This is a genomic window from Halorussus limi, from assembly GCF_023238205.1.
Lineage (GTDB): Archaea > Halobacteriota > Halobacteria > Halobacteriales > Haladaptataceae > Halorussus > Halorussus limi.
Map to the genome: position 1 here is coordinate 1,343,498 of NZ_CP096659.1, position 24,287 is coordinate 1,367,784.

A 24,287-nucleotide genomic window follows, 5' to 3' on the forward strand; every position below is an offset into this window, starting at 1 on the left:
AGGTTCCAGCATGGAACCGTCCGGCGGCGAGGTCGAGTACGAACCCGTCAGCGTCAAGCAGGTGCTGTCGGAGATGAAAGACACCGCCGAACTCCTCATCGACCTCTCGTTTTCGGCCGTCCTCAACGGGAGCGACGACGTCGCCGCCGAGGTGCTGGACCTCGAAGCCCGGATGGACGTGCTGCAGATGCGCGCCCGGATGAGCCTCCTGATGGCCGCCAGAACCACCGACGACGCAGAGCAGTTGGCCCCCGTGCTGGGCGTGGTCGGCGCGGCCGAGAAGATAAGCGACGCCGCGGGCGACGTGGCCAAGGTCGTCTTGGAGGACATCGGCCTGCCGGACGCGATGCGGGCCGCGCTCCCCGAGGCGGTCGAGACGCTCGTCCGCGCGGAAGTCGCGGACGACTCCGCGCTCGCGGGTCAGACCTTGGGCATCCTGAACGTCGAGACCGAGACCGGCGTCCGAATAATCGCCATCCGGCGCGGCGACGACTGGATTACGAACCCGGACCGCGACACCGCCCTCGAAGGCGGCGACACCGTCCTGCTCCGGGGTCCGGACGAGGGTATCGCCGACGTCTACCGGCGCGCGACCGGCGACGCCTACGAACCGCCAGCGCCGCCCGAACCCGGCATCGAGGACCTCGAACGCGCCGTGGACTCCATCGTCCTGATGAAGAACATCAGCGAACTCGCGGTGGACTTGGCCTACGGGAGCGTCCTCTTCGACAGCAAGGACGTGGCCGAGGAGGTGGTCGAACTCGAAGCCGAGGTCGACGCCCTCCAGTCGCGGTTCGAGGCGTGGACGCTCCGCGCTGCCGCCCGCGTGGACGACCCCGTCTCGCTCCGGGGTCTGGTCCACCTCGCCAACGCGACGGAGGTCATCAGCGACGCCGCGGTCGAAATCAGCGAGGGCGTCCTCCGGGGACTCGGCACCCACCCGGTCGTCGAGCAGGCGGTCCAAGAGAGCGACGAGGTCATCGTCCGCCTGACCGTTGCACCGGGAAGCGAGTTCGACGGCGTGACGCTGGGCGACCGCGAGGTCAAGACCGAGACCGGGATGCGGGTCATCGCGGTCCGGCGTTCGAGAGGCGGCGAGCGAGACTGGGTGATTCAGCCCGGTCCGGAGACGGAACTCCGGGCCGGCGACGTGTTCATCGCCAAGGGCACCCGGTCGGGCGCGGAGCGACTGGCGGAGTTGACCGGGTCGGAGTACTCCTCGGAGTGAAATCGACGCTCACGCCACGAAAACTACGGAACTGATTCGTCCCCTCGAAGTCCCGACTCAATCGAGGTCGGTCTCGCGCGCCAGACGGTACGCCGAAACCAGCGTCAATACGGTCGTCGCCAGCGCCCCGAGCGACGTGACGAGGACGAACGCCAGCGCCAGGTAGTACGGCATCGGTTGTCGCGTCCCCGGCAGCACGACGAACACCGCCAGCACCGTCGCGGTGAACAGCAGACTGAATCCGAACCCTCGGACGGCGTTGCGCCGGACGTTCAGCGCGGCCACGAAGTTCGCTCGCGGCCGCTCGGGGACGCTTTCGGACACGACCGAACGTTGGGACGGCCGGATGAAAGGCGCGTCGGTTGTCGGTCGACTGGACCGGACAGAACGCGCGAAACTACTGACCGCCGACACCGCTCACCTTTTTGTCCGCTGGCTAACTATCGAACCGCATGGACGAAGACGTGCTGGCGACGTGCGGCGGGGCCGTCGTCCTCGCCGCGTTCGGTCTCCTCGCGGCCGGTCCGCTCGGAATGGCCTTCGTCGGCGGATTCCTGCTGGTCCTCAGTATCGCACTGTCGGGGGCCGAGGAGGCGAACGACGAGACGCCGACCCGGAACTGTCCGGACTGCGGTGCGGTCGTGGACGGAGAATCGTGCGACTACTGCGGTCGCTCGCTCTCGGCGTAGTCGCCCCGCCCGTTGGCCACAGGGGAGACTCGCCGCTCCAGCGACAGCACGCCGACGCCGAGCAAGAGGCTCATCCCGACCAGCGCGGGCCAGAGCAGGGCCTCGACGCCGTAGTCGAAGAACGCCCCGCCGACGACCGGACCGATTCCGAACCCGAGTCGCTTGGCGACTTCCAGCACCGAGAGCTGTGACCCGCGCTCCTCGACGGTGCCCACGTCGCTCGCCAGCGCCGTAATCAGCGGCGCGTGCAGAATCTCGCCGACGGTCCGGAGGACGAGAAAGGCCCCGACGAGGCCGACGCCCAGCAGGAACGGTGCCCCGTGGGCGAGCACGATTGCGACGAAACTCGCGGCCCAGAAGCACGCCGAGAGCGCCAGCCCCCGCGTCCGCCGCCACGACTGTATCCACGACACGACCGGAAGCTGAAACAGGACGATTACCAGCGGATTCAGCACGTAGAGGGTGCCCAACTGCTCGCTGGTCAGGCCGAACGCCTGCTCGGCGAACACCGGGACCGTGCTCTGCATCTGGGCGTAGGCGACCGCAAAGCCGACGTTCAGCACCGCGAGCGCCAGAATCGTCGGTTGCGTGACCGCGCGACTCCACTCCCTCAGGGTCGCGCCGAGCGAGGCGCCGGGATTCGAAGCCGAGTCACCGGTCTCGGCCCGCTCGTCGTCCGCGACTCGCGGGAGCGCGACCGCCAGCAGAATCGCGACCACGCCGCTGGTCAGGCCGTCGGCGACGAAGACGGCGGTGTGGGCGAACCCGTAGAGGACCCCGCCGACGACGAACCCGGACCCGAACCCGGCGTTGCTGGCGACCTTCAGCAGGCCGTAGGCCTGTTCGCGGTCGGCGTCGGGCGTCAAGTCGGCTATCATCGCCTGACTCGCCGGCGCGAACAGTCCGGCCGCGAGACCCGCCGCGGCGGCGACCGTGATGAACCCCGGCGCAGTCGTCACGAGCGCGTAGGCCGCGAGCGTCGGGGCCGACAGCGCCATGCTCGCGACCATCACGGGCTTGCGGCCGTACTGGTCCGACAGGTAGCCCCCGACGAGGGTCCCGCCAGCGGTCGCCACGCTGTTGGCGAACAGACCGGTCCCGACCAGCGTGAACGCGATGCCGACCTCGCCGTAGAAGTAGAGGGTGGCGAACGGGTAGACGATGCGTAGACGATGCCCGACCCGAGGACGTTGACGAACCGCGCCGCCGCCACGACGAAGACCGCGCGGTCGAACCCCCGGAGGTCGGACAGGGAGGCGCGAAACGACATCCGCTCGTCGGTATTCTCGGCCGAGTGAAAGGGGTTCGGGAAGCGGGGCCGGCCTGCCGGTACGGCGAACCGCTCCGACCGCTGGCGCTGCGTTTTTGTCTCGTTTCCCGGTAGTGACTCCACGGAGAGACATGGCTCTGCTCGAGACGCCGTTCACCGACCGGTTCGACCTCGACGTACCGATAGTGCAGGCTCCCGTCGGGAGTGCGACGTGTCCCGAACTCGCGGCCAGCGTGGCTGATGCCGGTGGTCTCGGCATGCTCGCGGTCACGTGGCGGAGTCCAGACCGGACGCGCGAACTGCTCCGCGAAACGCGGCGACGGACCGACGGCCAGTTCGGCGTGAACATCGTGGCCGACGACGACGCGAAGGACGTTCCGACGGAAGACCACCTCGCTGTCTGCTTCGACGAGGGCGTCGAAGTCGTCTCCTTCTCGTTCGGCGATGCGGACGCTCACGTCGGACGAGTCCACGACGAAGGCGGGGTCGTTCTCCAGTCGGTCGGAAGCGCCGGCGAGGCTCGCACCGCGGCCGAATCCGGCGTCGACGCGGTCGTCGCGCAGGGTTGGGAAGCGGGTGGACACGTCCAGAGCGAGGTGGCGACCATGCCGCTGGTGCCCCGGGTCGCCGACGCCGTCGACGTTCCGGTCGTCGCCGCGGGCGGCATCGCGGACGGTCGCGGAGTCGCGGCGGCGCTCACGCTCGGCGCGGACGCGGCGTGGCTCGGCACCCGGTTTCTGGCGACGGAGGAGGCCCGAGTACACGACCTGTACCGCGAACGCGTCCTCGAAGCCGACGAGACGGACACATACTTCGGGACGCTCTTCGACGAGGGGTGGCCGGGCGTGCCCCACCGCGTCCTCCGGAACAGCACGGTCGAACGCTGGCGAGACGAGGGGGAACCGCCGCGGGGCCAACGCCCCGGCGAGGGAGTTGCGGTCGCCGAAACTCCGGACGGCGAACCGGTCGAGAGATACGAAGACGCACTGGCGGTTCCGGGGACGACCGGCGAGGTAGAGGCGATTCCGCTCTACGCCGGGCAGAGCGCAGGTCTCGCGGCGTCGGCACCGTCGGCCGAGACGCTGACCGAGCGCCTCGCCGACGAGACGCGAGAGGCGCTCTCACGGGCGACCGCGACGCTCGAAGCGGGCGAGACCGAACCTGACGAATAGCGTCTCCCGGCGCGGTCGTTCGCTCACCGGTACGCGGGCAACTCCTTCCCGAAGACGAGGAAGTAGCCCGTCCCGACCAGTCCTACCGCGGTCGCCAGTCCGAACGCCAACTGGGGACCGCCCGGCGAGAGGCCGTACAGCCACCCGCCGACGGCCGCGCTCGGGACGACCACCGCGTTCCGCGCGAGGTAGTACGACCCCACGACCCGACCCCCGGCGTTCTCCTCGGCCGGGCCGACGATGAGCGCCTTGTGGGCCGGAAGCCCGGCGAATCGAAGTCCCGACAGGGCGAACAGGAGCGTGACCAGTGCGGTCTCCGAGACGGCGATTCCGGCCACGGTCAGGCCGCCCTCGGGCGCGTTGACCAGCAGGGCAGGGAACACCGCGTAGACGACGAAGCCGAGCGCGACGACCGACTTGAGACCGAACCGCCGGGCCGCCTTCGAGACGGGAATCATCACGACCAGCGCGACGGCCATCTCGACGACGAGCAGGACGCCGAAGAAGGCGTCGGGACCGAGGAACCCGACGACCGGGAGGGTCGCGCTGACCTCCAACACGTTCGTGACCACGAGGACCACGAAGACGTAGACCATCCCGTTCGCGAACCGGACGAGCGTGTCGCCGACCAGTAGCGGTCGGAGCGTGTCGGGCATCTCCCGGAGGTCCGAGACCACCTGCTCGACGCCCTCGAAGGACTTACCGAAGGTGTCCTCGCTGGCGTCGTACAGCACGTGTTGGACCACCGTCGCCAGCAGGCCGAACCCGGCCGCGACCGCCAGTACGTATCGGAAGCCCACCTCGAACTCGTAGACCGAGAGCAGGCCCGCCGCGAGGAGCGGACCGAGCAGGAACGCGGTCCGACGGAACGTCTCGGTGCTGGCGAACCCGGTCGCCAGTTCCTCCGGCGGGACGCTCTGCTTGACGATGGCGAACGTCGCGCCCAGTCCGAACGACTTCCACGCCTGCGCCAGCAGGAGGCCGACGAAAATCCACGCCCACCCCGGAATCGGCAGGAGCGAGAACTCGGGCGCGAGAAACCACAGCAGAAAGCCCAGCGTCGAGGCGAGACCGAACGCGGTCAGCGCGGTCCGGGAGCCGATTCGGTCCGAGATGGCTCCGCCGGGATAGGGATAGACCGCACCGATGAGGTTACCCAGACTCCCGTAGAGACCGATGACGAGGCTCCCCGCGCCGAGGACCTCCAGATAGCGGCCCATGTAGCGCCCCGTCATCTGGAAGCCGAGACTGAACGCGAACATCGCCAGCGAGAGGACCAGCACGTCCCGCTCCAGCGCGAGGAACTGCCGGAACGCCGCGAAGGGGTCCGCTCGCTCCCGGTCGGTCGCCATGTGGGCGTGATGGGAGTCGGTCGTCAAAACGTTCGGGGACCGAAGCTACGTTCGTCACCGTACCGCACGGGAGGTCCAGCGCTCACGCCCCCGAGAACGCCGGCCGACCGAACTGCCCGACGAGTTCGCCGAGACCGAACCGCTAAAGGGCGTGTAGGCGTCGGTTATGGGTAATGAAGACGCTCGGAACGGCGAGTGCGGCCCCCGGAGAGATGGACACCGGGCGGTTGCAGGTGGGCGAAACGCGCGACGGCGGCGAGTTCGGTCTCCCCGTCGCGGTCATCAACGGCGCGGAAGACGGCCCGACGCTGTACGTGCAGGCGGTCAGCGACGGCGACGAACTGAACGGTCTCGGCGTCCTCCAGCGGGCCATCCCCCAGATTCCGCCCGCGGACCTCTCGGGCACCGTCCTCGTCGTCGGCATCGTCAACTACCACGCCTTTCAGGTGGCCGAACACCGCAACCCCATCGACGACACCAAGATGAATCGCACCTACCCCGGCGACGAGTCGGGGACCTCCAGCGAGCGCATCGCGGCCGCCACCTTCGAGGCCGCCTCGCGGGCCGACCTGATTCTCGACCTCCACCAAGGGTCGACGAGTCGCATGCTCAACGAGGTCCGGGTCCGGTGCGGCCAGCGGCACCGACTCCACGAGGAGTGTCTCGAACTCGCCAAGGTGTTCGGGTGCGGGCACGTCCTCGACCAGAAGGGACCGGACGGTCAACTCGCCCGCGCCGGGCCGGACGAGGGCATCCCGACCATCGACCCGGAACTCGGTGGCTGCGTCGGGTGGGACGAGGAGAGCATCCGGTACGGCGTCGAGGGCGTGTTCAACGTCCTGCGCTACTACGGCTTCCTCGACGGCGACGTGAACCTCGAACCCCAGACTCGGGCGACCGGCTTCGACCGCTACGGGTCGCCCTCGGGCGGTCTCGTCCGGTTCCGGAAGGAGTTGGGCGAGGCGGTCGAGGTCGGCGACGTTCTCTTCGAGATTACCGACCCGTTCGGCCAGTTGAAAGCCGAAGTCACCGCCGACGACGCCGGCGTCTTCTGGCGCTCGCGCCGACTGCCGCAGGTGGCGACCGGCGAGTACGTCTGTTCGGTCGGCACCGACGTGGGCGAGTTCTGAGATGTCGACGGCGCGCTCCGCTCCGGCCGACCTCACCTGCCCCGACTGCGGCCGGACGTACGACGCCGGCCCCGACGAACCGTGGCGCTGCGAGTGTGGCCACCCGCTCGAATTCGCCGACCGACCGCTCCCCGAGGCTCCCGCGCCCGACTTCGCCGAATTGGACACCCGCGACGGACTCTGGACCTTCGAGGAGTTTCTGCCGGTCTCGCCCCGAGTCACGCTCGGCGAGGGGTTCACGCCCTTGCAGCGCGCGCCGGACTGGGGCGAGAACGTCGAGTTCAAACTGGAGTACGTCTTCCCCTCGGGGAGTTTCAAGGACCGCGGCGCGACCGCGACGCTCTCGCGAGCGGCCGAGTTGGGCGTCGAGAAGGTCGTCGAGGACTCGTCGGGCAACGCGGGCGCGGCCGTCGCCCAGTACGCCGCGCGCGCCGGCATCGACGCCGACATCTACGTCCCGGCCGACGCCAAAGCCTCGAAACTCGCGGCGATAGAGCGCGTCGGCGCGAACCCGGTCCGCGTCGAAGGCACCCGGCAGGACGTGACCGACGCCTGTATCGAGCGCGTGGCGCGAACCGCCACGGAGGGCCGCGGGAAGCGAAGCGACCCGCGACAGCGTGGAGACGGCTGGTACGCCAGCCACGCGTGGAATCCGACCTTCTTCGCGGGCACCGCGACGTTCGCCTTCGAAGTCGCGGCCCAGCGCGACTGGCAGGTCCCCGACGCCGTGGTCACGCCGCTCGGTCACGGCACGCTCTTCCTCGGTACCTATCGCGGCTTCCGCGCGCTGAAGGAGGCGGGGTGGACCGACCGGATGCCCCGTCTGCTCGGCGCGCAGGCCGCCGGGTACGCGCCCGTCGCCGAGGCGCTACACGGAGACGAGGCCGCCGCGGGCGACAACTCGGTCGCCGACGGCATCCAGATTCTCGACCCCGCCCGGAAGGACCAGATTCTCGACGCCGTCGAGGAGACCGACGGCGACGCCATCGCGCTCGATTCCGACCCGGTGGCGGACGCCCTCGACCGCCTCCACCGCGGCGGGTTCTACGTCGAACCGACCTCCGCCGTCGCTCCGGCCGCGCTCTCGGCGTTCCGCGAGCGCGGGATGCTGGACGACGGGGACGAGGTAGTCGTTCCGCTGACGGGGAGCGGACTGAAGTCGTGACGGGGGAGTGCGAAATATGACGACCTACCCCACGAACTTCTGTCCGCAGTGCGGCGCGGAACTGACTCGACGCGACGTTGAGGGGCGCGAGCGCCGGTTCTGCCCGGACTGCGAGCGCGTTGTCTGGCGAAATCCGGTTCCGACCGCCGGAGTCGCGGTCGTGGGGCCGAACGGCGTCCTCCTGACCGAGCGCGCGGTCGAACCGGGCGTCGGCGAGTGGGCGGTTCCCGGCGGTCACCTCGAAGCGGAGGAGACCCCGCTAGAGGCCGCGGTCCGCGAACTCCGCGAGGAGGCCGGCGTGCGGGCGGACCCCGACGACCTGCTACTGCTCGATACCTTCACTGCCACGCCGTTCGAGGACAAACACGTAGTCTCGGTCGGGTTCGCGGTCCGGGACGAGGACACTACCGGAACGCCGGACGCCGGTCCCGAAGCGACGGCCGTTGGCTGGTTCACGCCGGAGTCGTTCGGCGACGGCGGCGAGCGGTTCCACCCGCCGCACGGCGAGCGGTTCCGGAACGCGTGGGACCGACTCGGGTAGCTACTTCCCGGGTGAATCGGCGCGTCGAACCCCGACCTTTTGCTGCGCGAGCGCCCCGAATGCGCTCACTTGCAAAACGTCGATGGAAAACCGCACCGCGGTCGTCCGGGACACCACGTTTCCTGCGTCACTTCTCGGGATGAATCGGCGCGTCGAACCCGCCCCGAACTAGCGGCTTGGCGATGTGCCGCCGCGCTTCCGGGGGCACCTCGTACCACCCGAGTTCGAGGTCGCGGTCCACCTCGCGCTCGACTTTCCCGTCGGCCGTGGTCTTGCAGTCACGACACCGGTAGCCCTGTCCGGCCCCGGCGCTCTCCATCGACAGGCCGCAGTCCGGGCAGTCCGGCGTGACGAGTTCGGTGGCGTTGAGGTCGCGGACGGCGAACTTCTCCAGTTTCAGGGTCCCGTCCGAGACCTCCCCGCAGGCCGCGATGCGGTCGCCGGGCCGGAGGGCGCGCACCCGGTCGCGGAAGCGTTTGGTGGGTTCGAAGGCAGCGCACTGCAGGGTCTCGCGGGCGTCGTCGTCCGCCTCGTCGCCTTCGAGTGAGAGGAAGACGTGGCCGCCGCGCCGGGTCTCGGGCGCTCGGGCGACCCTTCCTTCGACTCGGTAGGCGCGGCCGTCCTCGACCGTCGCGAGGCCGTCGGCGTCTCGGAGGTGGGCGTCGGTGCCCTGATTCGTCACGAACAGCGCGCGGCGCGAGACGGGTTCGCTCTCGATGGCTTCGGCGACTTCCCGGACGACCTCGGGGTCGTCGCCCCGGATGCCGTGGAGAATGGGACCGGGCGTGTGCGGGACGCAGACGAGTTCGCCGGTCTCGCGGTCCACGGTGTCCCACGCCGCGGGGTAGGCCGCGTTCGCGGCGTCGAAGACCGACTCGGCGTCCACCTCGCGGGGCGTCCCGACGCGCTCGGGGTCGCGGTAGGAGATGCACTCGTAGGTCCAGTCTCCGCCCTCGAACGCCGCCCACGCGCCGACCGCCGCGAGCGCCCCGATTCTCCCGCGGCCCACCTTCCACCCCGCGCTCCGGTAGTCCGCGGCCTCGATGGCCTCCTCGGCGTCTTCGACGGTGAGACGGTCCCGGACCGCGTCGCGGGCGAACGACGCGACTGCGTCCGGTACGTCCTCGGGGTCGCCCGGCGCGACGACGAGTCCGGGGTTGGTCCGCGGGTCGCCCGTCTCGGCAATTCGGGCGACTTCCTCGCGAGCGATTTCGAAGGCCTCCTCGGGGTCGGCGTCGGTGTGGACCGCGAGCGCGGCGTTCCCGCGGGTCTTGTGTTCGACCGCGGGGTTGAGTCGCACCAGTAGCGTTCGCTCCACCGCGGCGAACTCCCCGACGCGCTCGGCGATTTCGGCCGCGAGGTAGGTCGTACACATCCCCAGTTCGCGGGAGTCAGTGTCGTCGACGCCGATGACTGTCACGGTCTTCAGTTGGCCCGTGTCGGATTAACGAGTTTCGGAGCGCCCCCGTCTATCGTTATCAAGCTATCGCTCGCCACCCGGCCAATCGCAAGCAGACTCCGAGATAGAGCCAGCACAACGCATATATAGGGGAATCACTTACATGGGGATATGTCCCGGTCTGCACTGGTCGGGAACGTGACCGCAATGCTGGAGGATGCGGGATTTCTCGTAAGTGACCGGTGCGCAATTCGACCCAAGAGCTTCGACGTGGCCGCGCGGCGCGGGCGCGACTTGCTCCTGCTAAAGATTCTCGCGAACGTGGACGCGTTCGACGGAGCGACCGGTCTGGAGATGCGACGACTCGGCGACTACCTCAACGCCACGCCGGTCGTCGTCGGACTCCGGACCCGCGACGAGGAACTGGAACCCGGCGTCGTCTACTTCCGGCACGGCGTCCCGGTGCTGAGTCCCGACACCGCGATGGAACTGTTCGTAGAGGGAATGTCGCCGCTCATCTACGCCGCGCCCGGCGGTCTCTACGTCAACATCGACGGTGATGTGCTGCGCGACGAACGCGAGGAGCGCGGGTGGAGTCTGGGCCGCCTCGCCAAGGAACTCGGCGTCTCCCGGCGCACCGTCTCGAAGTACGAGGACGGCATGAACGCCAGCGTGGAGGTGGCGCTCGAACTCGAAGACATGTTCGAGGGCGACCTCACCAGTCCCGTTGACGTGCTCGACGGGGCCGACGAGGTCCGCGAGGGCGAACCCACGCCCGAGGACCCCGAACCCGAGGACGACGACGAGCGCATCGTCACCGTCCTCACCCGCGCTGGCTTCGAGGTCCATCCGACGATTCGCGCGCCGTTCAAGACCGTCAGCGAGGACAACTCCAGCGAGGAGAACGTCCTGACGGGCCACTCTGCGTTCACCAAGGCCGCCGAGAAGCGCGCCCGCATCATGTCGTCCATCGGCGAAGTCGCCCGGACGCGCTCGGTCTACTTCGTGGACGAGGCCAAGCGCGAGAGCGTCGACGGTACCGGTCTGGTCGAGCGCGAGGAACTGGAGGACATCGACGACCCCGACGAACTGCGCGACCTGATTCGAGAGCGCGGCGAGAAACCGGCCTGACGGCTTTCGGACCGACTCCTCGACCGTTACTCTGCGCGAAAAAACGAACCGAACGAGCCGTTAGGCCGCGCCGCTGCCGTACTCTTCGTCGAGGTACTCCACGATGTCGTCGCTCTCGGGCATCCCTTCGACGCCGTTCTCCTCGTCGACCAGCACCGGCACGCCGCGCTGGCCGCTGACCTCTTCGACCTCGTCGCGTTCGGACTTGGAACTGGCGACCATGTGGGACTCGTAGTCGAGTCCGAGTTCGTCGAGTTTGTCTACGACTTTCGCGCAGTACGGGCAGCCTTCGAGTTCGTACAGTTCGAGATTCGCCATGTTCGTCAATAGGGACTTTATCGGGAAGAGCGTGGTGGTCGCGGTAGCGCGTGACGCGAACAGAATAGCCGATTCCTGGCGGCGAGACCGACTCGCGAAGTAGCCCGACGCGTCACTCGGTCGCTCGCCGGACCCGACCGACCAGCCCCGAAACCCCGCGCCGAATCCGGCGCCGCTGGTAGACCGCTTCGCCCAGTCCCCACGCCAGCGCGACGCCCCCGGCCAGAATAACCCCGAGGAACTCCCAACTCGTCATCCAGACCGGGCGAATCCAGGGCGTGACGTGGGCCCACGTCCGGGCGAACTCCTCGGCCTGCGCGGCGAAGGGCGTCCCCTCGAACGTCTCGACCAGCCAGAACGAGACGGTCTTCGTGCCCTGTCCCGAGACCTTCAGACCGCTTCCGCTGAGGTCGTAGCTCCCCGACTTCCCGAGATCGCGCATCGTCGGACCGCCCGCCTCGTCGCCGTAGGTGATGCGCTCGGCGTCGTAGGGCGCCCACGGCGCGTGGAACTCCCAGACGACCTTGCCGGTCGGCGTCGTCTCGAAGACGCGGTGGTGCATCGTGTCCACGACCAGCGTGTTCCCGTTGGGAAGGCGGTCGGCGTCGCGGGGCCAGTTGAGACCGCGCGTGCCGACGCTCCACGTCTTCGTCCACCCGCTTCCGACCGGCGCGTCGGCGTCGGTCTTGGCGTACTCCACGATGCGGTCGTTCTCGCTGTCGGCGACCAGCATCGTCGGCGTGCCGTTCTCGCTTTCGAGATACTGCGGGTTGTGCTGTTCGTAGAGGGTGTCGTGGTCGTCGTCGCTCCCGAGTCGCATCGTCACGCTGTCGGTCGAGCGATTCACGACGATTACTTGGTCGAAGTTCCGCGGCGAGACCAGATACTCGCCCGCGCCGATTTTGTCCACGTCGTTGACGTGGGTCCAGTCGTTCTTGCCGCCGCCACCGGAGGCCTCGTAGCCGTGTTCCTCGAACTTCCACTCCCAGACGGTCTCGTCGGTCGTCATGTTGTGGACGAAGATGCGGTCGTTCCTGTCGGGCGCGCGCATGTTGGCGACCAGCAGTTGGTCGCCGTTGATGAGGTCCACGTCGTGTGTATCGTGGATGGGCAGGCGCTCGGTCCAGACTCGCTCTTGGGTCTCGGGGTTCAACTCGTAGACCAGCGTGGCGTTCGGCGTCGTCGCGGTCACGAGCAGGTTCCGATTGTCGAGCGGGTCCACGTCGTAGAACCAGCGGGCGTCGAACCCGGACCCGTCGTGGACCCACTTCACGTCTCCGCGGGGACCGACCGCGACGAGACGCGCGGGCTTGTCCTCGTTGGCCATCCCCTTGAAGTGAAAGCCCTGAATCGAGATGACCGTCGTGCCGTTCGCGGGTTCGTCCACCGACGCGCGGAGGTTCGTCGGGTTCTCGGTCGTGGCGAAGTGGGTCGCACCCGAGATGACTGCGGGCGCGGCCAGCGAGAGGACGAGGAGCGCAATCACACCGCGGACCAACCACTGCCGCGAGACATCGCGGACGGAGTCCGGGCGAGAGGGCAGGTTCATATCACCGTGAACGAAGCCGACGGAATTAAACGGTGGGGTACTCAGACGGGCAGTCGGTCGGCGAACGCCTCGACGCCGTCGTCGTCCACGCCGTAACCCGTCACTCGGCGGCCGTTGCGCGTGAAGGTGGTGTACTCCGAGGACATCACGCCGATGACGCGGTCGACGGGAATCGAGACGTAGTCGTACTCGCCGGTCGCGACTTGGTCGAAGCCGACGACCCAGTCCCAGTCCTCGATGAGAAACGCGGCGTCGACCTTGGTCGCCTCCTCGTCGGCGTAGTAGATGCTCGCTATCGGGTCCTCCCCCGGTCCGGTGATATCTGGTTCGTCCATCGTCGAACTGATAAATCGACAGCTAACGAGATAAGTGTTTCCGCGGCGAGAGGACGGCTCGGAGCGGTTCGACGAGAGGAAAGCGGAGTCGGCGGTTCAGACGTTGCCCTGCAGGACGCCGCTCGTCCGGACGAAGAAGTACAGGACGAACGCGGCCGCTAGCGCCCAGTGGCCCGGCCGGGTGTCGTCGAGTTCGCCCGCGGCGAGTTTGACGACGGGGTACGAGACGATGCCCGCGGCGATGCCGTAGGCGATGGAGAACGCGAACGGCATCATCAGGATGGTCATGCCGGCCGGGACGACGTTCGTGATGTCGTTCCAGTCGATGTCGACCACGTTCTGGAACATCACGACGCCGATGACGACCAGCGCGATGTGGGAGGCGTACATCGGAATCGCCGCGGCGATGGGGATGAACGCCAGCGCGAGCAGGAAGAGGACCGCGACGGTCAGCGCGGTCATCCCGGTCCGACCGCCCTCTTCGACGCCCGACGCCGACTCGATGTAGGTCGTGACCGTCGAGGTGCCGAGCATCCCGCCGACCGTGGTGCCGACGGCGTCGGCCATCAGCGGCCGGTCGATGTCGGGGAGGTTCCCGTTCTCGTCGAGGAAGCCCGCCATCTGCGAGACGCCGGTGAGGGTGCCCGCGGTGTCGAAGAAGTCCACGAAGAAGAAGGTGAAGACGACCAGCGCGAACGAGAACGCCTCCACGTTTCCGAGACCGCTGAGGAAGGCTCCGGCGACCGGCGCGATGTTGTACGTCGCCTGCGTCGAACCGGGAGTCAGCGCTCCCCCGGAGACGAGACCGAGCCACTCGGCCCCGTAGCCCAGTCCGGTAGTGAAGAGGATACCCACGACGATGGAACCCGGAATGCCGCGGGCGTAGAGCGCGAAGGTGACGAAGAGACCGACGATGGAGACGATCGCGACCGGACTCTGACCGATCTGGGCCAGCGCGACGATGGTTCCGGCCTCGCCGGTGATGATGCCCATCGCTTCGAGTCCGATGATAGCGAGGAAGAGTCCGATTCCCGTTCCGACAGCCAACTTCACGGGTTCGGGGAAGAGTTTGATGATGTACTCGCGCGCGCCGACCGCGGTGAGCGCGATGAAGACGATTCCTTCGACCACGACCGCCGCGAGGGCGGTCTGCCACGGGATTCCGAGCGCCCCGACGACGGTGAACGCGAAGAAGGCGTTCAGTCCGAGACCCGGCGCCTGCGCGAACGGTCGGTTCGCGTAGAACGCCATCGTCAGCGTCGCCACCGCCGCCGCGATGATGGTGACGACGGCGAGCATCGATTGGGTCTGGCTCGCGTTGTAGCCCTGCAAGTCGATGGCCTGCGCGAGGATGGACGGGTTGACCACGACGATGTAGCTCATCGTCAGGAACGTGGTCACGCCCGCGAGAATCTCCGTCCGAAGGTCTGTGCCGTGTTCTTCGAAGCCGAAGTACTCCGCGAGCGCGCCGGTCGCACCCGAGTCGGAGCGGGAGTCAGTTGTTTCTTCGATCCCCATGTTGCACGAGTGGGCATAGTCTCGAAAGCGTACTTAAGCATTCCCATCGAATCGAACCAAATATGCGTAATCGTGCATCAATACGCCGCATAAATCCGTGAGAAAATCGGGAACCCTGCACGGACGTGCCTACGTCGCCGCCGACAGCACGTCGCCCGTCCGGACGAAGAAGTACAGGACGAACGCGGCCGCGAGAAGCCACTGGCCCGCCGAGACGTCGCGCCGTTCGCCGGCCGCGAGCTTTATCAGCGGATAGGAGACGATTCCGGCCGCGATGCCGTAGGCGATGGAGTAGGTGAACGGCATCAACAGGACGGTCAGTCCCGCGGGAACGACGTGCGTGATGTCGTCCCAGTCGATGTCCACGACGTTCTGCAGCATGACGACGCCGATGACGACCACCGCGATGTGGGAGGCGTAGAGCGGAATCGCGGCCGCTAGCGGCACCACCGCGAGGGCGGCCACGAAGAGGAGGCCGACGACCAGCGCGGTCATGCCGGTCCGGCCGCCCTCCTCGATACCGGTCGCCGACTCGATGTAGGTCGTGACGGTCGACGTTCCCAGCGCGCCGCCGACCGTCGTCGCGACGGCGTCGGCCATGAGCGGTCTCTCGGCGTCCGGGAGGTTGCCGTCCTCGTCGAGGAAGCCCGCGATTTGCGAGACGCCGGTCAGCGCGCCCGCGGTGTTGAAGAAGTCCACGAAGAACAGCATGAACACGACCAGCGCGAACGCGGGCAGGTCCACCGTCTCGAACCCGGCGACGAACGACCCGGCCAGCGGCGAGATGTCGTACGTCGGCGAGACGCTCCCCGCGACGAGGCCCGCGCTCTCGGGGACGAGTCCGACCGCGGTGACCAGCCATCCGAGCAGCGTCGTCCCGACGATGCCCAAGACGACCGACCCCGGCACGTCGCGGGCATAGAGGCCGAACGTCCCCAGCAGGCCGACGACCGAGACCATCGCGACCGGGTCGGAGGCGACGCCCCCGAGCGTCACGAGCGTCGCGGGGTCGGCGACCACGACGCGCATCTCCTTCAGACCGATGAGCGCCAGAAACAGTCCGATTCCGGTCCCGACCGAGAACTTGACCGGTTTCGGGAACAGTCGCATGATAAACGTCCGCGCGCCGACGAGGGTCAGCGCGGCGAACAGTATCCCCTCGACGAACACCGCGGCGAGCGCGGTCCGCCACGGGACGCCCATCGCCCCGACGACGGTGAACGCGAAGAAGGCGTTCAGCCCCATCCCCGGCGCCTGCGCGAACGGTCGGTTCGCGTAGAGGGCCATGACGAGCGTCCCGGTCGCGGCCGCAATAATCGTGACGACCGCGAGCATCGCACGCACCTCTCCGGTGGAGTGCCCCGCGATGCTGATGCCGTCCTGCACGGCGCTCTGCGGGTTGTCCGCCAGCACGGCGGGGTTGACCACGACGATGTAGCTCATCGTCAGAAACGTGGTCAGTCCCGCCGTCACCTCCGTGCGAACGTCGGTGTTCCAGCGCTCGAACTCGAAGTACTCGGCGGCGGACTCGAAGACTCCCATTACCACCAATCGCCCAGTTGTATCGCGAATTTAACCGTGTCGAATCCACCCAGTAGGTTTCAAACCGCCGACGAGACGCGCCGTTCGGCTAGTCTTCGAACGTCGTCAGCGCGCCCACGGGGGCGTCGGTCCGGCCCTTCGCGCGGTCGAGTCCCTCGTCCCCGGCGGCGATGAGCGCGAACACGCCGCCGACGCGGGCGTCCGCGCGGTCCACGATGTCCAACAGCAGTTCTTGGGTCTCGCCCGACCGGATGAGGTCGTCGACGACCAGCACGGTCTCGCCCGCGTCGATGGCCGAGGCCGGCAGGTAGTACGTGAGTTCGATGCCCGACTGGAGGCGCTGGCGCGACTCGATGAACTCCTCGACGGCGGTCTCCTTGGACTTCTTGGCGTAGGCGACTCGCGCGTCGAAGTTCCGGGCCATCGCGGACCCGAGAGTGATGCCGTCGGTAGCCGCGGTCAGCACCACGTCGGGTCGGTCGAACCCGAGCGACTCGGCCGCGACGGGGGCCACGAGGTCGAGGAACGACTGGTCGAAGACGACCTCCGAGTTGTCGACGTACCCCTCGTCGTCCACCCGAATTCGGGCCTCCAGTTCGGCGGCGAGTTCGTCCCGGCCCACGCCGCCGACGATATCCTCCGCTCGGTCCACGCTCGGCAGGACGTGGCCGTTGACGTAGCGGTTCAGGTCGCCCGCAGGGAGACCCGTCACCTCGGCGAGTTCGTCGTACGTTCGAGTCTCCTTCAGCATCCGGAGGACGGCGACCGCCTGCAACTGCAGGGTCGCCTTCTCTGCGCGGTTCATGTTCTGCGTGGTCGTATTCCACGAACTTGAATAGACCGATAGGAGAGCGCGAGGATATTGGCAGAACTGCGTAACTGTGGTTCCGCGTTGTCACGAAAGCACGCTTCGCCGCGTGACCGTTTCGCCGCGCAACCGTTTCGCCGCGCAACCGCGATTACTCCGCGTCGAGCAACTCGCTCGCGGTCAGGAGCGATTCGAGTTCCACGTCGTAGTCGGCCAGATTCTCGGCCGCGCCCTCCTCGCGGTCCACGACCACGAGGACGCGGTTCACCGTCGCTCCGGCGTCGCGCAGGGCCTCGACGGCGTCGGCCGCGCTCTGGCCGGTCGTGGCGATGTCTTCGAGGACGACGACCTCCTCGCCCTCGTCGAGTCGGCCCTCCACGAGGTTGGCCGTGCCGTAGTCCTTCTGCTGTTTCCGGGCGATGACGTAGGGATTCCCGGTCTCGACGCTCGTGACGGCCACGAGCGGAACGCCCCCGAGCGCCACGCCCGCGAGCTTCTTCTCGCCGACTCGCTCGGCGAACGCTCCGGCTATCAGTTCGAGACAGCGGGGGTCGGTCTCGAAGAGATACTTGTCTACGTAGTAGTCGCTGGTCCCGCCGTGCGAGAGTTCGAATTCGCCGTACTTGACCGCGTCAGCCTCTCGGAGCGCCGCGATGAGTTCCTCGTTCGCCATGTTGAGGACTCGGGGCGGCGGGAGTGATAAGCAGTTTCGTTTTCCGCGAGACGCCTCCGTTCCGGCAGTGTACAGCCTACTTCTCGGTCGCGCACGCGTCCACCCACTCGTCGGCCCAGCCTTCCAGTTCGGCGAAGACGGGGCAGAGCTGTCGGCTCTTCTCGGTTAGACTGTAGTACGTGGCGATGGGCTTGTCCTCGACCCGGCGGTTCACGAGACCGACCTCCTCCAAGTCGTCGAGGACCCGCGAGAGCGTCCGGGAACTCGCGTCGGTCGAGCGCTGGAGTTCGTTGAACCGCTTCTCGCCGTCGCCGTGGAGGTCGTGGAGGACGACGAGTCGCCACTGGGAGCCGATTTGCTCGATGGCCTCTACGACGGGACACGCCTCGGCGTTCTTGGTCTCGGTCGCGTCGGTCTGGGAGTGGATGGACGACATAGGTGTGAGTTACTACCCGTATTATCGACAAGCGCACAAATAGGTTCCGTTCCGAAGTAGGTAACGTAACGAAACCAGGTGTAATTTCGCAAGCACCGGTTCGCGCCGAACGCCGTCGCTCCGACTTCAACGGGAGTGAGCGCCTGATGCGGCCGACCCCGTCAGTTCGGTCGCGTTCCTCGCCGGTCGGTTCTCGCGTTCGGGGGTTTCGACCGCTTCGGGTAGGCCGACCAGATGGCGCGGTTACGCCGGGGCTAACGGTGCGCCGGTATCCGACTCTCGGTGTACGGGCCGAGTGTGCTGGTCGTCGCTGGCGGCCTGTCCGTCGCTCTCGGCGTCTGAGGGTTTTAACCTCGCCTCTCGAAAAGATATAACTATGTTTTAGAAATAAGAATATTTGTAAGACAATTGCAGAGCGTTCCAAGCTGGCAGAGCAGTGCTACTGCGGTGGCGGAGCGGTACGCCGTGCCGTCGGCGACTGCGCTCGCAATAAAACGGTCGTTCAGTATGGCTCGTCCTTCAGACCGAGTCCGTAGGCGATGCCGTTCGTCACCAGATGCAGGAGCGGCGTCACCACGACGACGACGGCCACCACCGGCAGGGTGAACACGTCGCCGAACCAGTCCGGCGCGGCCAGAAACGCGAACAACAGCGCGAACACCACGAAGTCGAGTTGGTCCACGCCGGGGAACGCCGCGCCGCGCTGGCGGCCGGTCCGGCGCTTGAGGAACGACGCCGCGATGTCGCCGAGCATCGCGCCCGCCGGGAGCGCGAACAGAACTCCGACCGGGAACGCCGGCAGCGAGACCCCGAGCAGGTCCGAGACGCTCGGTTCGGCCGCGTTGAGAACCAGTCCGAGCGCCGCACCGGCGAGGATTCCCGTCGCGGTTCCCCGCCACGTCTTGCCGTCGCCGAGGACTCGGCGTCCGTTCCACGTCCGCCCGCCGTCGATGGGACGGCCGCCGCCCGCCAGCACCGCGGCGTTGTTCGGAACGTACGCGGGCAACATCGCCCACAGCGCGACTGCGACTATCTCGAAGACACCCATGTTTCGATACGCGGACACCCGGACCCTTAAGAACCGGAGATTCCGCCTCGCGCCGGTGGTGGGTTTACGTGCCCGAGCGTCGTACGTCCGCCCGTGGCCCGCGAACTCGAACCGATAGCCGTTCTCTTCGGCACGACGCTCTTCTCGTACTGCCTCTGGCAGTTGGTCTTCGACCCGCTCCGCGGACCGATTCCGGGAGGAGTGCTCCCCGTCGTCGCTCTCGGAATCGGCGTCGCGACGGGACTCGGACTGATGGCGTGGGGTCTCCGTCGACTCGGCGTTCTGAGTCCGCCCTGACCGTCGGCGACAACCGTTACCTTCGTCGGCGGTGTAGGCCGGAGTCCCACCGCATCATGTATCCGACCGGTCACTACGGCGTCGCGCTGTTGGCGGCCGCGCCAGTCGCATCGTTTCTCGGCCGACGGTCAGGGACGGTGTTCTCCATGTTCGTCATCTTGGTCGCGGTGCTACCGGACCTCGACAGGCATCTCCCGTACGTGACCCACCACGGAGTGACGCACACCTTCCTGTTCGCGGCCGTCGCCGGCGTCGTCATCGGAGCACTCGGTGCCGCGGTGTACCGGGCGTACCTCGCCGTCTCGGCGGCCTCACGGTGGCCGAACCTGTCGCCCGAGCGCGTCTTCGTGTGGGCCACCGCCGGCGTGTTCATCGGGGTGTCCGGCCACGTCGTCGCCGACATCCTCGTCCTGCTCCCCGGCACGCAACCGGTCAGTCCGTTCTGGCCGGTGTTCGAGCGGAAACTCACCGTCGAGGTCATTCCGTTGGGGGCCCCGGTTCGGAACGTCTCGCTTCTAGTGTTGGGATTCGTCGCCCAGACCGCCGTCTACCGGTACGAGTAACGCTCCCTTGTTCGAATGAACTATCGAGTAAAACGGGGTTTAGATGGGCTAAAACGGGCTTATATCAGCAATTGGCCAACGGCATTAACCGCGTGGGCGGGGTTGGTAGGAATGTCCCGAGCGGGGACAGTACTACTCTCTAAGACAATGATGGGGAACGAAAACAGCGATATCACGGCGGACGAGGCGGCGTTGCAAGAGGAAGGCGAACAGATGGAGGCGTACATGTTCCAGAACCAGTTCTTCCGGGAGGGGGAGTTCCACGTCGTCTCCGGCGAACTGGAGAACGTTCCGAACCCGGCGGGCGTCGGCGAGGGCGGCCTGCTGAGTAGCTTCAACACGCGCATCATCCAGTACACGAACGCGAAGAACACCTTCGCGTACTTCTTCCCGTACCAAGACGCCGAGGTCGAACAGGGCGTCCTCTACCGCCTCGGCGGCGACTGGTCGGACATCAACCAGAACGGGGGCGGCGACGGCGGCGGCGAGACGCCGCGGTCGAACCTGATCAACGTGACGTTCCAGCAGGTCGGAACGCCGGAAGACTTCTGATGCCGTACAGTACGCCAGCTAACACTATCAGAGACAAACAATGACGGAAGACGACACTCTCATCGAGAAGCTTACGGGCGAATCGTCGCGCAGAACGTTCATGAAGTCCAGTGCGCTCGCGTCGGGCGGACTCGCGCTGGGGGCGTCCGGCGCAGGAACCGTCGCCGCTCAACAGGACGGCGGCGGAGACTGGAAGCGGGGGCTGATGTTCCAGACTAACTTCTTCCCGCAGTCGCAGTTCACGGTCCGGTCGAAACCGCTCCCGTGGGCACCGGTCTACAACCAGAACGAGGAGGACTTCCTCAACGAGGAGAACCGGAGTCTGCTGTTCCAGAATCCGGGGGTCTTCCAGAACATCAACGCCCACGTCATCGAGTGGCAGTTCGCCGGGCAAGACTGGGGCTTCCTGTTCATTCCGAACTCCGTGAACGTCCAGCAGGGCCAGACGTACCGGACCAGTCCCGTGTTCGGCACGTTCGGACCCGAGGACTTCGGGGATTACGGCATCGACACGGGCGTCCAAGACGAGGCGTTCGTGGGCGCGGACGAGAACCAGTACCTCGACGAAGGTGCGAACGAACTCGGACTCATCACCATCCAGTTCTCCCCCGTCAGCGGCGGCGGTCAAGGCACCACGACGCAGGGCGACGGCGGTGGCGGTCAAGACACTACGACGCAGAGCGGCGGCAACTGACTGCCGTCTCGCTATCTCGGAGCGGACTGACTCTTTTTTACCGACGGTGACGCGGATGCCCACTTTATAAGACGGGAGGGTGCAAACACCCGCCCATGATACCGCCCATCGCGAGCAAGTTCGTCGCCGGGGAGTCGCCGGCTGAGGCGCTCGAACACACCCGCGACCTGAACGACCGGAACGTGAAGTCCATCCTCAACCTGCTCGGCGAACACTACCACGAGCGCGCTCCCGCCGACGAGGACGCGGAGGCGTACCTCCGACTGGTGGACGACATCGAGACCAGCGAGGCCGACGCCTGCGTCTCGGTCAAGCCCTCGCAGGTCGGTCTCGACGTTGGGACCGAGGTGTTCCACGAGAACGTCGAGCGCATCGTCGACTACGCCGCCGACCGCGACGTGTTCGTCTGGATAGACATGGAGGACCACGACACGACCGACGCGACCCTCGACATCTTCGAGAAACTCTCTCGGAAACACGAGGGCGGCGTCGGCGTCTGCGTGCAGGCGAACCTCAAGCGGACCGACGACGACCTCGAACGCCTCGCGGACCTCCCCGGCAAGGTCCGACTCGTGAAGGGCGCCTACGACCCGCCCGCCGAAGTCGCGCTCAAGGAGAAGTCGGCGGTCAACGCCGCGTACGAGCGCCAACTCGAATACATGTTCGAGCACTTCGACGGCGGTATCGCGGTCGGGAGCCACGACCCCCGGATGATAGACCGCGCCGAGGAGTTCCACGAGGAGTACGGCACCGACTTCGAGATTCAGATGCTGATGGGCGTGCGCGAGGACGCCCAGTACGACCTCGCAGCGGAGTACGAGGTCTGGCAGTACGTCCCCTACGGCGACAAGTGGCTCTCGTACTTCTACCGGCGCGCGATGGAGCGCAAGGAGAATCTCCTGTTCGCGGTCCGTGCGGTCCTCGGCCGGTAAGCCGGACGCGTCTCGGTTCTCGTTCGGACCCGTCAGCGCCGACAGCACTGATATAGATAGCGGGGAAAACAATGAATTTTAGTAAAACTAGCAGAAAAATATATCTCCGTGGTGGTTGTTAACACTCTACTGGAGGTGAACCCATGATCAGCATCACGTTCTTCGGTTGCGGTTACCACTACGGCTCCCAGCAAGTCGTCTGCGCGTAGACGACTCGTCGACGCGAATCGGCATCCAACCACGTCGCGGGGCCCGCGACGCGACTTTTGCGGTTCGTTCGACCGGACGAGAACACCTAGTTTATGGACCTGCGCTCGGATACCTCCGACAAATGTCCTCGTGGAAGCGCGACATCGCAAGCGGCCTCATCGTCATCCTGCCCATCCTCGTCTCGGCTTACATCATCGCGTACCTGTACCTCGCTATCGCGGGGATTCCGGTCCTTCAGGACATCAGTCAACCCCTCCGCGTCCTGACCGTCCTCGTCGTCTTCTCGATGCTGGTCCTCAGCGTCGGGTACATGATGCGGACCGCGGTCGGGTCGCTCGTGGAGAACGCCATCGACGGCGTGATGAATCAGGTTCCGGGCCTCCGCGTCGTCTACAACGCCTCGAAGATGGCGGCCGAGACGGCGCTCTCGGACACGACCGACCTGCAGGCCCCCGTCAAGGTCGAAGCGTGGCAGGGGATGCGAATGACCGCGTTCAAGACGGGCAAGACGACCGAGGACGGCCGCGAACTCCTCTTTCTCCCGACCGCACCGAACATCACCACCGGATTCGTCGTCGAGATGAAGCCGAGCGAGTTCGAGGAGACCGACGAGAGCGTCGAGGACGCGCTGACTCGCATCCTGAGCGCCGGGTTCGGCGAGACCAGCGAGTCGGGTATCCCCATCGACGTGGAAGACGAGAAAGAGAAACAGTCACCGCCGTCCCAGTAGCGATTCCACGGAAAACTCCTCAGGCCGCTACTGTTCGACGTAGTCGAACCACTCTTCGTGGTCGTCGGTTCGGCGGTTGACCACGTCGAAGAACCGCGACTGAATCTCCTCTGTGACGGGACCCCGACCGCCGTCGCCGATTTCCACGTTGTCGACCTGCCGGATGGGCGTGACCTCCGCGGCCGACCCGGTGAAGAACAGTTCGTCCGCGGTGTTGAGTTCGCCCCGCGAGATGGTCGCTTGGTCGTGGACCTCGTAGCCCAGTTCCTCGGCCAGCGTGATGACCGAGTCGCGGGTGATGCCGTCGAGGATGCTCTCGGCGAGGCCGGGCGTGAAGAGTTCGCCGTCCTTGACCATGAACAGGTTCTCGCCGGGACCCTCGGCGACGTTGCCCTCCTTGTTCAGGACGATGGCCTCCGCGAAGCCGTTTCGGCGGGCCTCCTCGCCCGCGAGCATGCTGTTGACGTAGAGGCCGGTGGTCTTGGCGTTGGTCGGAATCTGGCTGGAGGCGTGCTTGCGCCACGACGACACCATGACCTCGACGCCGTTCTCCAGCGCCTCGTCGCCCAGATACGCGCCCCACGGCCACGCCGCGATGGCGGTCCGGGTCGGACAGTCGCCGGGACTCACGCCGAGGCTCTCGTAGCCGTAGAACGCGATGGGTCGGATGTAACAGGACGCGAGGTCCTGCTCGCGGATGAGTCGCTTCGTGGCTTCGGTCAGTTCCTCCGGGTCGTGGTCGATTTCGAGGTCGTAGGGCTTGCAGGAGTTGTACAGTCGCTCCAGGTGCTCCTCCCAGCGGAATATCGCTGGCCCGTTCTCGGTGTCGTAACACCGGACGCCCTCGAACACGCCGCTCCCGTAGTGCAGGCCGTGCGTGAGGACGTGGATCTGCGCCTCGTCCCAGTCGACGAACTCGCCGTCCATCCAGATCGTGTCCACGTCCATCTCGTCGAAGCTCATACGTGCGAACGAACGGAAGCCTCCTTTAAGAGTGTTCACGGT

27 protein-coding genes are annotated in these 24,287 nt (G+C 66.8%); 13 read left to right on the forward strand and 14 right to left on the reverse strand.

Annotated features, from left to right (window positions below):
* Positions 1–10: 10 nt before the first annotated feature.
* Complete coding sequence (locus M0R89_RS06885; protein ID WP_248651814.1) at positions 11–1,228, forward strand: potassium channel family protein; 1,218 nt, start codon at positions 11–13, stop codon at positions 1,226–1,228.
* Positions 1,229–1,285: 57 nt separating this feature from the next.
* On the opposite strand, the gene M0R89_RS06890 is transcribed toward M0R89_RS06885, so the two are convergent.
* Positions 1,286–1,552, reverse strand: a complete 267-nt coding sequence (locus M0R89_RS06890) for a DUF7536 family protein (RefSeq protein WP_248651815.1) — start codon at positions 1,550–1,552, stop codon at positions 1,286–1,288.
* Positions 1,553–1,680: 128 nt separating this feature from the next.
* Here M0R89_RS06890 and M0R89_RS06895 point away from each other — a divergent pair, with 128 nt between their 5' ends.
* On the forward strand, positions 1,681–1,917 hold the full coding sequence (locus M0R89_RS06895; protein WP_248651816.1) for a hypothetical protein: 237 nt from the start codon (positions 1,681–1,683) through the stop codon (positions 1,915–1,917).
* Here the strand turns inward: M0R89_RS06895 and M0R89_RS06900 are convergent.
* Positions 1,890–3,320, reverse strand: a complete 1,431-nt coding sequence (locus M0R89_RS06900) for an MFS transporter (RefSeq protein WP_248651817.1) — start codon at positions 3,318–3,320, stop codon at positions 1,890–1,892. The two genes, M0R89_RS06895 and M0R89_RS06900, sit on opposite strands and share 28 nt — an antisense overlap.
* On the opposite strand from M0R89_RS06900, the gene M0R89_RS06905 reads away from it, so the two are divergent.
* Positions 3,319–4,359 carry an NAD(P)H-dependent flavin oxidoreductase gene (locus tag M0R89_RS06905; protein ID WP_248651818.1) on the forward strand — a complete coding sequence of 347 codons (1,041 nt, stop codon included), beginning with the start codon at positions 3,319–3,321 and terminating at the stop codon, positions 4,357–4,359. The genes M0R89_RS06900 and M0R89_RS06905 overlap by 2 nt on opposite strands.
* A 23-nt stretch (positions 4,360–4,382) precedes the next feature.
* Here the strand turns inward: M0R89_RS06905 and M0R89_RS06910 are convergent, their stop codons facing one another.
* The gene (locus M0R89_RS06910) at positions 4,383–5,711 is read right to left on the reverse strand and encodes an MFS transporter (protein WP_248651819.1); all 1,329 of its coding nucleotides are present in this window, start codon (positions 5,709–5,711) and stop codon (positions 4,383–4,385) included.
* 173 nt (positions 5,712–5,884) lie between these two features.
* Here M0R89_RS06910 and M0R89_RS06915 point away from each other — a divergent pair, with 173 nt between their 5' ends.
* The 3 genes from M0R89_RS06915 to M0R89_RS06925 are packed head-to-tail and all read left to right on the forward strand — an operon-like array spanning position 5,885 to position 8,547.
* Positions 5,885–6,841 carry a succinylglutamate desuccinylase/aspartoacylase family protein gene (locus M0R89_RS06915; RefSeq protein WP_248651820.1) on the forward strand — a complete coding sequence of 319 codons (957 nt, stop codon included), beginning with the start codon at positions 5,885–5,887 and terminating at the stop codon, positions 6,839–6,841.
* A 1-nt stretch (position 6,842) separates the two neighbouring features.
* On the forward strand, positions 6,843–8,006 hold the full coding sequence (locus M0R89_RS06920) for a threonine synthase (RefSeq protein ID WP_248651821.1): 1,164 nt from the start codon (positions 6,843–6,845) through the stop codon (positions 8,004–8,006).
* A gap of 16 nt (positions 8,007–8,022) precedes the next feature.
* Entirely contained in the window at positions 8,023–8,547 is a 525-nt protein-coding gene (locus M0R89_RS06925; RefSeq protein ID WP_248651822.1) for an NUDIX hydrolase, read from the forward strand.
* A gap of 127 nt (positions 8,548–8,674) precedes the next feature.
* Here the strand turns inward: M0R89_RS06925 and M0R89_RS06930 are convergent, their stop codons facing one another.
* Positions 8,675–9,967 carry a tRNA(Ile)(2)-agmatinylcytidine synthase gene (locus M0R89_RS06930; protein ID WP_248651823.1) on the reverse strand — a complete coding sequence of 431 codons (1,293 nt, stop codon included), beginning with the start codon at positions 9,965–9,967 and terminating at the stop codon, positions 8,675–8,677.
* 150 nt (positions 9,968–10,117) lie between these two features.
* Between M0R89_RS06930 and M0R89_RS06935 the strand changes: the two genes are divergently transcribed.
* The gene (locus tag M0R89_RS06935; RefSeq protein ID WP_248651824.1) at positions 10,118–11,077 is read left to right on the forward strand and encodes a transcriptional regulator; all 960 of its coding nucleotides are present in this window, start codon (positions 10,118–10,120) and stop codon (positions 11,075–11,077) included.
* Positions 11,078–11,137: 60 nt separating this feature from the next.
* Here M0R89_RS06935 and M0R89_RS06940 read toward each other — a convergent pair whose 3' ends face one another.
* The 9 genes from M0R89_RS06940 to M0R89_RS06980 all read right to left on the reverse strand — a co-directional run bounded on the left by M0R89_RS06940 (position 11,138) and on the right by M0R89_RS06980 (position 19,304).
* Entirely contained in the window at positions 11,138–11,395 is a 258-nt protein-coding gene (locus tag M0R89_RS06940; RefSeq protein ID WP_248651825.1) for a glutathione S-transferase N-terminal domain-containing protein, read from the reverse strand.
* 112 nt (positions 11,396–11,507) lie between these two features.
* Positions 11,508–12,944, reverse strand: a complete 1,437-nt coding sequence (locus M0R89_RS06945; protein ID WP_248651826.1) for an arylsulfotransferase family protein — start codon at positions 12,942–12,944, stop codon at positions 11,508–11,510.
* Positions 12,945–12,985: 41 nt separating this feature from the next.
* Positions 12,986–13,279: a hypothetical protein gene (locus M0R89_RS06950; RefSeq protein ID WP_248651827.1), complete on the reverse strand. Its 294-nt coding sequence runs from the start codon at positions 13,277–13,279 to the stop codon at positions 12,986–12,988.
* Positions 13,280–13,375: 96 nt separating this feature from the next.
* Entirely contained in the window at positions 13,376–14,797 is a 1,422-nt protein-coding gene (locus M0R89_RS06955) for an NCS2 family permease (protein ID WP_248651828.1), read from the reverse strand.
* 129 nt (positions 14,798–14,926) lie between these two features.
* A complete protein-coding gene (locus M0R89_RS06960; RefSeq protein ID WP_248651829.1) occupies positions 14,927–16,339 on the reverse strand; it encodes an NCS2 family permease in 1,413 nt (470 codons plus the stop codon).
* Positions 16,340–16,427: 88 nt separating this feature from the next.
* A complete protein-coding gene (locus tag M0R89_RS06965) occupies positions 16,428–17,144 on the reverse strand; it encodes a phosphoribosyltransferase family protein (RefSeq protein WP_248651830.1) in 717 nt (238 codons plus the stop codon).
* A 154-nt stretch (positions 17,145–17,298) separates the two neighbouring features.
* The gene (gene pyrE / locus M0R89_RS06970) at positions 17,299–17,820 is read right to left on the reverse strand and encodes an orotate phosphoribosyltransferase (RefSeq protein WP_248651831.1); all 522 of its coding nucleotides are present in this window, start codon (positions 17,818–17,820) and stop codon (positions 17,299–17,301) included.
* Positions 17,821–17,896: 76 nt separating this feature from the next.
* Complete coding sequence (locus M0R89_RS06975; RefSeq protein WP_248651832.1) at positions 17,897–18,256, reverse strand: winged helix-turn-helix transcriptional regulator; 360 nt, start codon at positions 18,254–18,256, stop codon at positions 17,897–17,899.
* Between the two features lie 502 nt (positions 18,257–18,758).
* Complete coding sequence (locus tag M0R89_RS06980) at positions 18,759–19,304, reverse strand: CDP-2,3-bis-(O-geranylgeranyl)-sn-glycerol synthase (protein WP_248651833.1); 546 nt, start codon at positions 19,302–19,304, stop codon at positions 18,759–18,761.
* Between the two features lie 93 nt (positions 19,305–19,397).
* Between M0R89_RS06980 and M0R89_RS06985 the strand changes: the two genes are divergently transcribed.
* From M0R89_RS06985 to M0R89_RS07010, 6 genes are all read left to right on the forward strand, one after another.
* On the forward strand, positions 19,398–19,601 hold the full coding sequence (locus tag M0R89_RS06985) for a hypothetical protein (RefSeq protein WP_248651834.1): 204 nt from the start codon (positions 19,398–19,400) through the stop codon (positions 19,599–19,601).
* A gap of 56 nt (positions 19,602–19,657) precedes the next feature.
* The gene (locus M0R89_RS06990; RefSeq protein ID WP_248651835.1) at positions 19,658–20,164 is read left to right on the forward strand and encodes a metal-dependent hydrolase; all 507 of its coding nucleotides are present in this window, start codon (positions 19,658–19,660) and stop codon (positions 20,162–20,164) included.
* 147 nt (positions 20,165–20,311) lie between these two features.
* Positions 20,312–20,716, forward strand: a complete 405-nt coding sequence (locus M0R89_RS06995; protein WP_248651836.1) for a hypothetical protein — start codon at positions 20,312–20,314, stop codon at positions 20,714–20,716.
* A gap of 100 nt (positions 20,717–20,816) precedes the next feature.
* The gene (locus M0R89_RS07000; protein WP_248651837.1) at positions 20,817–21,410 is read left to right on the forward strand and encodes a hypothetical protein; all 594 of its coding nucleotides are present in this window, start codon (positions 20,817–20,819) and stop codon (positions 21,408–21,410) included.
* Positions 21,411–21,505: 95 nt separating this feature from the next.
* Positions 21,506–22,342, forward strand: a complete 837-nt coding sequence (locus M0R89_RS07005; protein WP_248651838.1) for a proline dehydrogenase family protein — start codon at positions 21,506–21,508, stop codon at positions 22,340–22,342.
* Positions 22,343–22,673: 331 nt separating this feature from the next.
* On the forward strand, positions 22,674–23,282 hold the full coding sequence (locus M0R89_RS07010; RefSeq protein WP_248651839.1) for a DUF502 domain-containing protein: 609 nt from the start codon (positions 22,674–22,676) through the stop codon (positions 23,280–23,282).
* A 27-nt stretch (positions 23,283–23,309) separates the two neighbouring features.
* On the opposite strand, the gene M0R89_RS07015 is transcribed toward M0R89_RS07010, so the two are convergent.
* Positions 23,310–24,245 carry a branched-chain amino acid transaminase gene (locus M0R89_RS07015; protein ID WP_248651840.1) on the reverse strand — a complete coding sequence of 312 codons (936 nt, stop codon included), beginning with the start codon at positions 24,243–24,245 and terminating at the stop codon, positions 23,310–23,312.
* Between the last annotated feature and the right edge of the window lie 42 nt (positions 24,246–24,287).

Excerpts from the sequence above, each read along its gene's own strand:
- M0R89_RS07010 (WP_248651839.1), top strand. The coding sequence starts at position 22,674 with ATGTCCTCGTGGAAGCGCGACATCGCAAGCGGCCTCATCGTCATCCTG.
- M0R89_RS06975 (WP_248651832.1), bottom strand. The coding sequence starts at position 18,256 with ATGTCGTCCATCCACTCCCAGACCGACGCGACCGAGACCAAGAACGCC.
- M0R89_RS06905 (WP_248651818.1), top strand. The coding sequence starts at position 3,319 with ATGGCTCTGCTCGAGACGCCGTTCACCGACCGGTTCGACCTCGACGTA.
- M0R89_RS06945 (WP_248651826.1), bottom strand. The coding sequence starts at position 12,944 with ATGAACCTGCCCTCTCGCCCGGACTCCGTCCGCGATGTCTCGCGGCAG.
- M0R89_RS06920 (WP_248651821.1), top strand. The coding sequence starts at position 6,843 with ATGTCGACGGCGCGCTCCGCTCCGGCCGACCTCACCTGCCCCGACTGC.
- M0R89_RS06935 (WP_248651824.1), top strand. The coding sequence starts at position 10,118 with ATGTCCCGGTCTGCACTGGTCGGGAACGTGACCGCAATGCTGGAGGAT.
- M0R89_RS07000 (WP_248651837.1), top strand. The coding sequence starts at position 20,817 with ATGAAGTCCAGTGCGCTCGCGTCGGGCGGACTCGCGCTGGGGGCGTCC.
- M0R89_RS06950 (WP_248651827.1), bottom strand. The coding sequence starts at position 13,279 with ATGGACGAACCAGATATCACCGGACCGGGGGAGGACCCGATAGCGAGC.
- M0R89_RS07015 (WP_248651840.1), bottom strand. The coding sequence starts at position 24,245 with ATGAGCTTCGACGAGATGGACGTGGACACGATCTGGATGGACGGCGAG.
- M0R89_RS06915 (WP_248651820.1), top strand. The coding sequence starts at position 5,885 with ATGAAGACGCTCGGAACGGCGAGTGCGGCCCCCGGAGAGATGGACACC.
- M0R89_RS06955 (WP_248651828.1), bottom strand. The coding sequence starts at position 14,797 with ATGGGGATCGAAGAAACAACTGACTCCCGCTCCGACTCGGGTGCGACC.
- M0R89_RS06940 (WP_248651825.1), bottom strand. The coding sequence starts at position 11,395 with ATGGCGAATCTCGAACTGTACGAACTCGAAGGCTGCCCGTACTGCGCG.
- M0R89_RS06900 (WP_248651817.1), bottom strand. The coding sequence starts at position 3,320 with ATGTCTCTCCGTGGAGTCACTACCGGGAAACGAGACAAAAACGCAGCG.
- M0R89_RS06995 (WP_248651836.1), top strand. The coding sequence starts at position 20,312 with ATGATGGGGAACGAAAACAGCGATATCACGGCGGACGAGGCGGCGTTG.
- M0R89_RS06960 (WP_248651829.1), bottom strand. The coding sequence starts at position 16,339 with ATGGGAGTCTTCGAGTCCGCCGCCGAGTACTTCGAGTTCGAGCGCTGG.
- M0R89_RS06910 (WP_248651819.1), bottom strand. The coding sequence starts at position 5,711 with ATGGCGACCGACCGGGAGCGAGCGGACCCCTTCGCGGCGTTCCGGCAG.
- M0R89_RS06980 (WP_248651833.1), bottom strand. The coding sequence starts at position 19,304 with ATGGGTGTCTTCGAGATAGTCGCAGTCGCGCTGTGGGCGATGTTGCCC.
- pyrE (WP_248651831.1), bottom strand. The coding sequence starts at position 17,820 with ATGGCGAACGAGGAACTCATCGCGGCGCTCCGAGAGGCTGACGCGGTC.
- M0R89_RS06965 (WP_248651830.1), bottom strand. The coding sequence starts at position 17,144 with ATGAACCGCGCAGAGAAGGCGACCCTGCAGTTGCAGGCGGTCGCCGTC.
- M0R89_RS07005 (WP_248651838.1), top strand. The coding sequence starts at position 21,506 with ATGATACCGCCCATCGCGAGCAAGTTCGTCGCCGGGGAGTCGCCGGCT.
- M0R89_RS06885 (WP_248651814.1), top strand. The coding sequence starts at position 11 with ATGGAACCGTCCGGCGGCGAGGTCGAGTACGAACCCGTCAGCGTCAAG.
- M0R89_RS06895 (WP_248651816.1), top strand. The coding sequence starts at position 1,681 with ATGGACGAAGACGTGCTGGCGACGTGCGGCGGGGCCGTCGTCCTCGCC.
- M0R89_RS06990 (WP_248651835.1), top strand. The coding sequence starts at position 19,658 with ATGTATCCGACCGGTCACTACGGCGTCGCGCTGTTGGCGGCCGCGCCA.
- M0R89_RS06925 (WP_248651822.1), top strand. The coding sequence starts at position 8,023 with ATGACGACCTACCCCACGAACTTCTGTCCGCAGTGCGGCGCGGAACTG.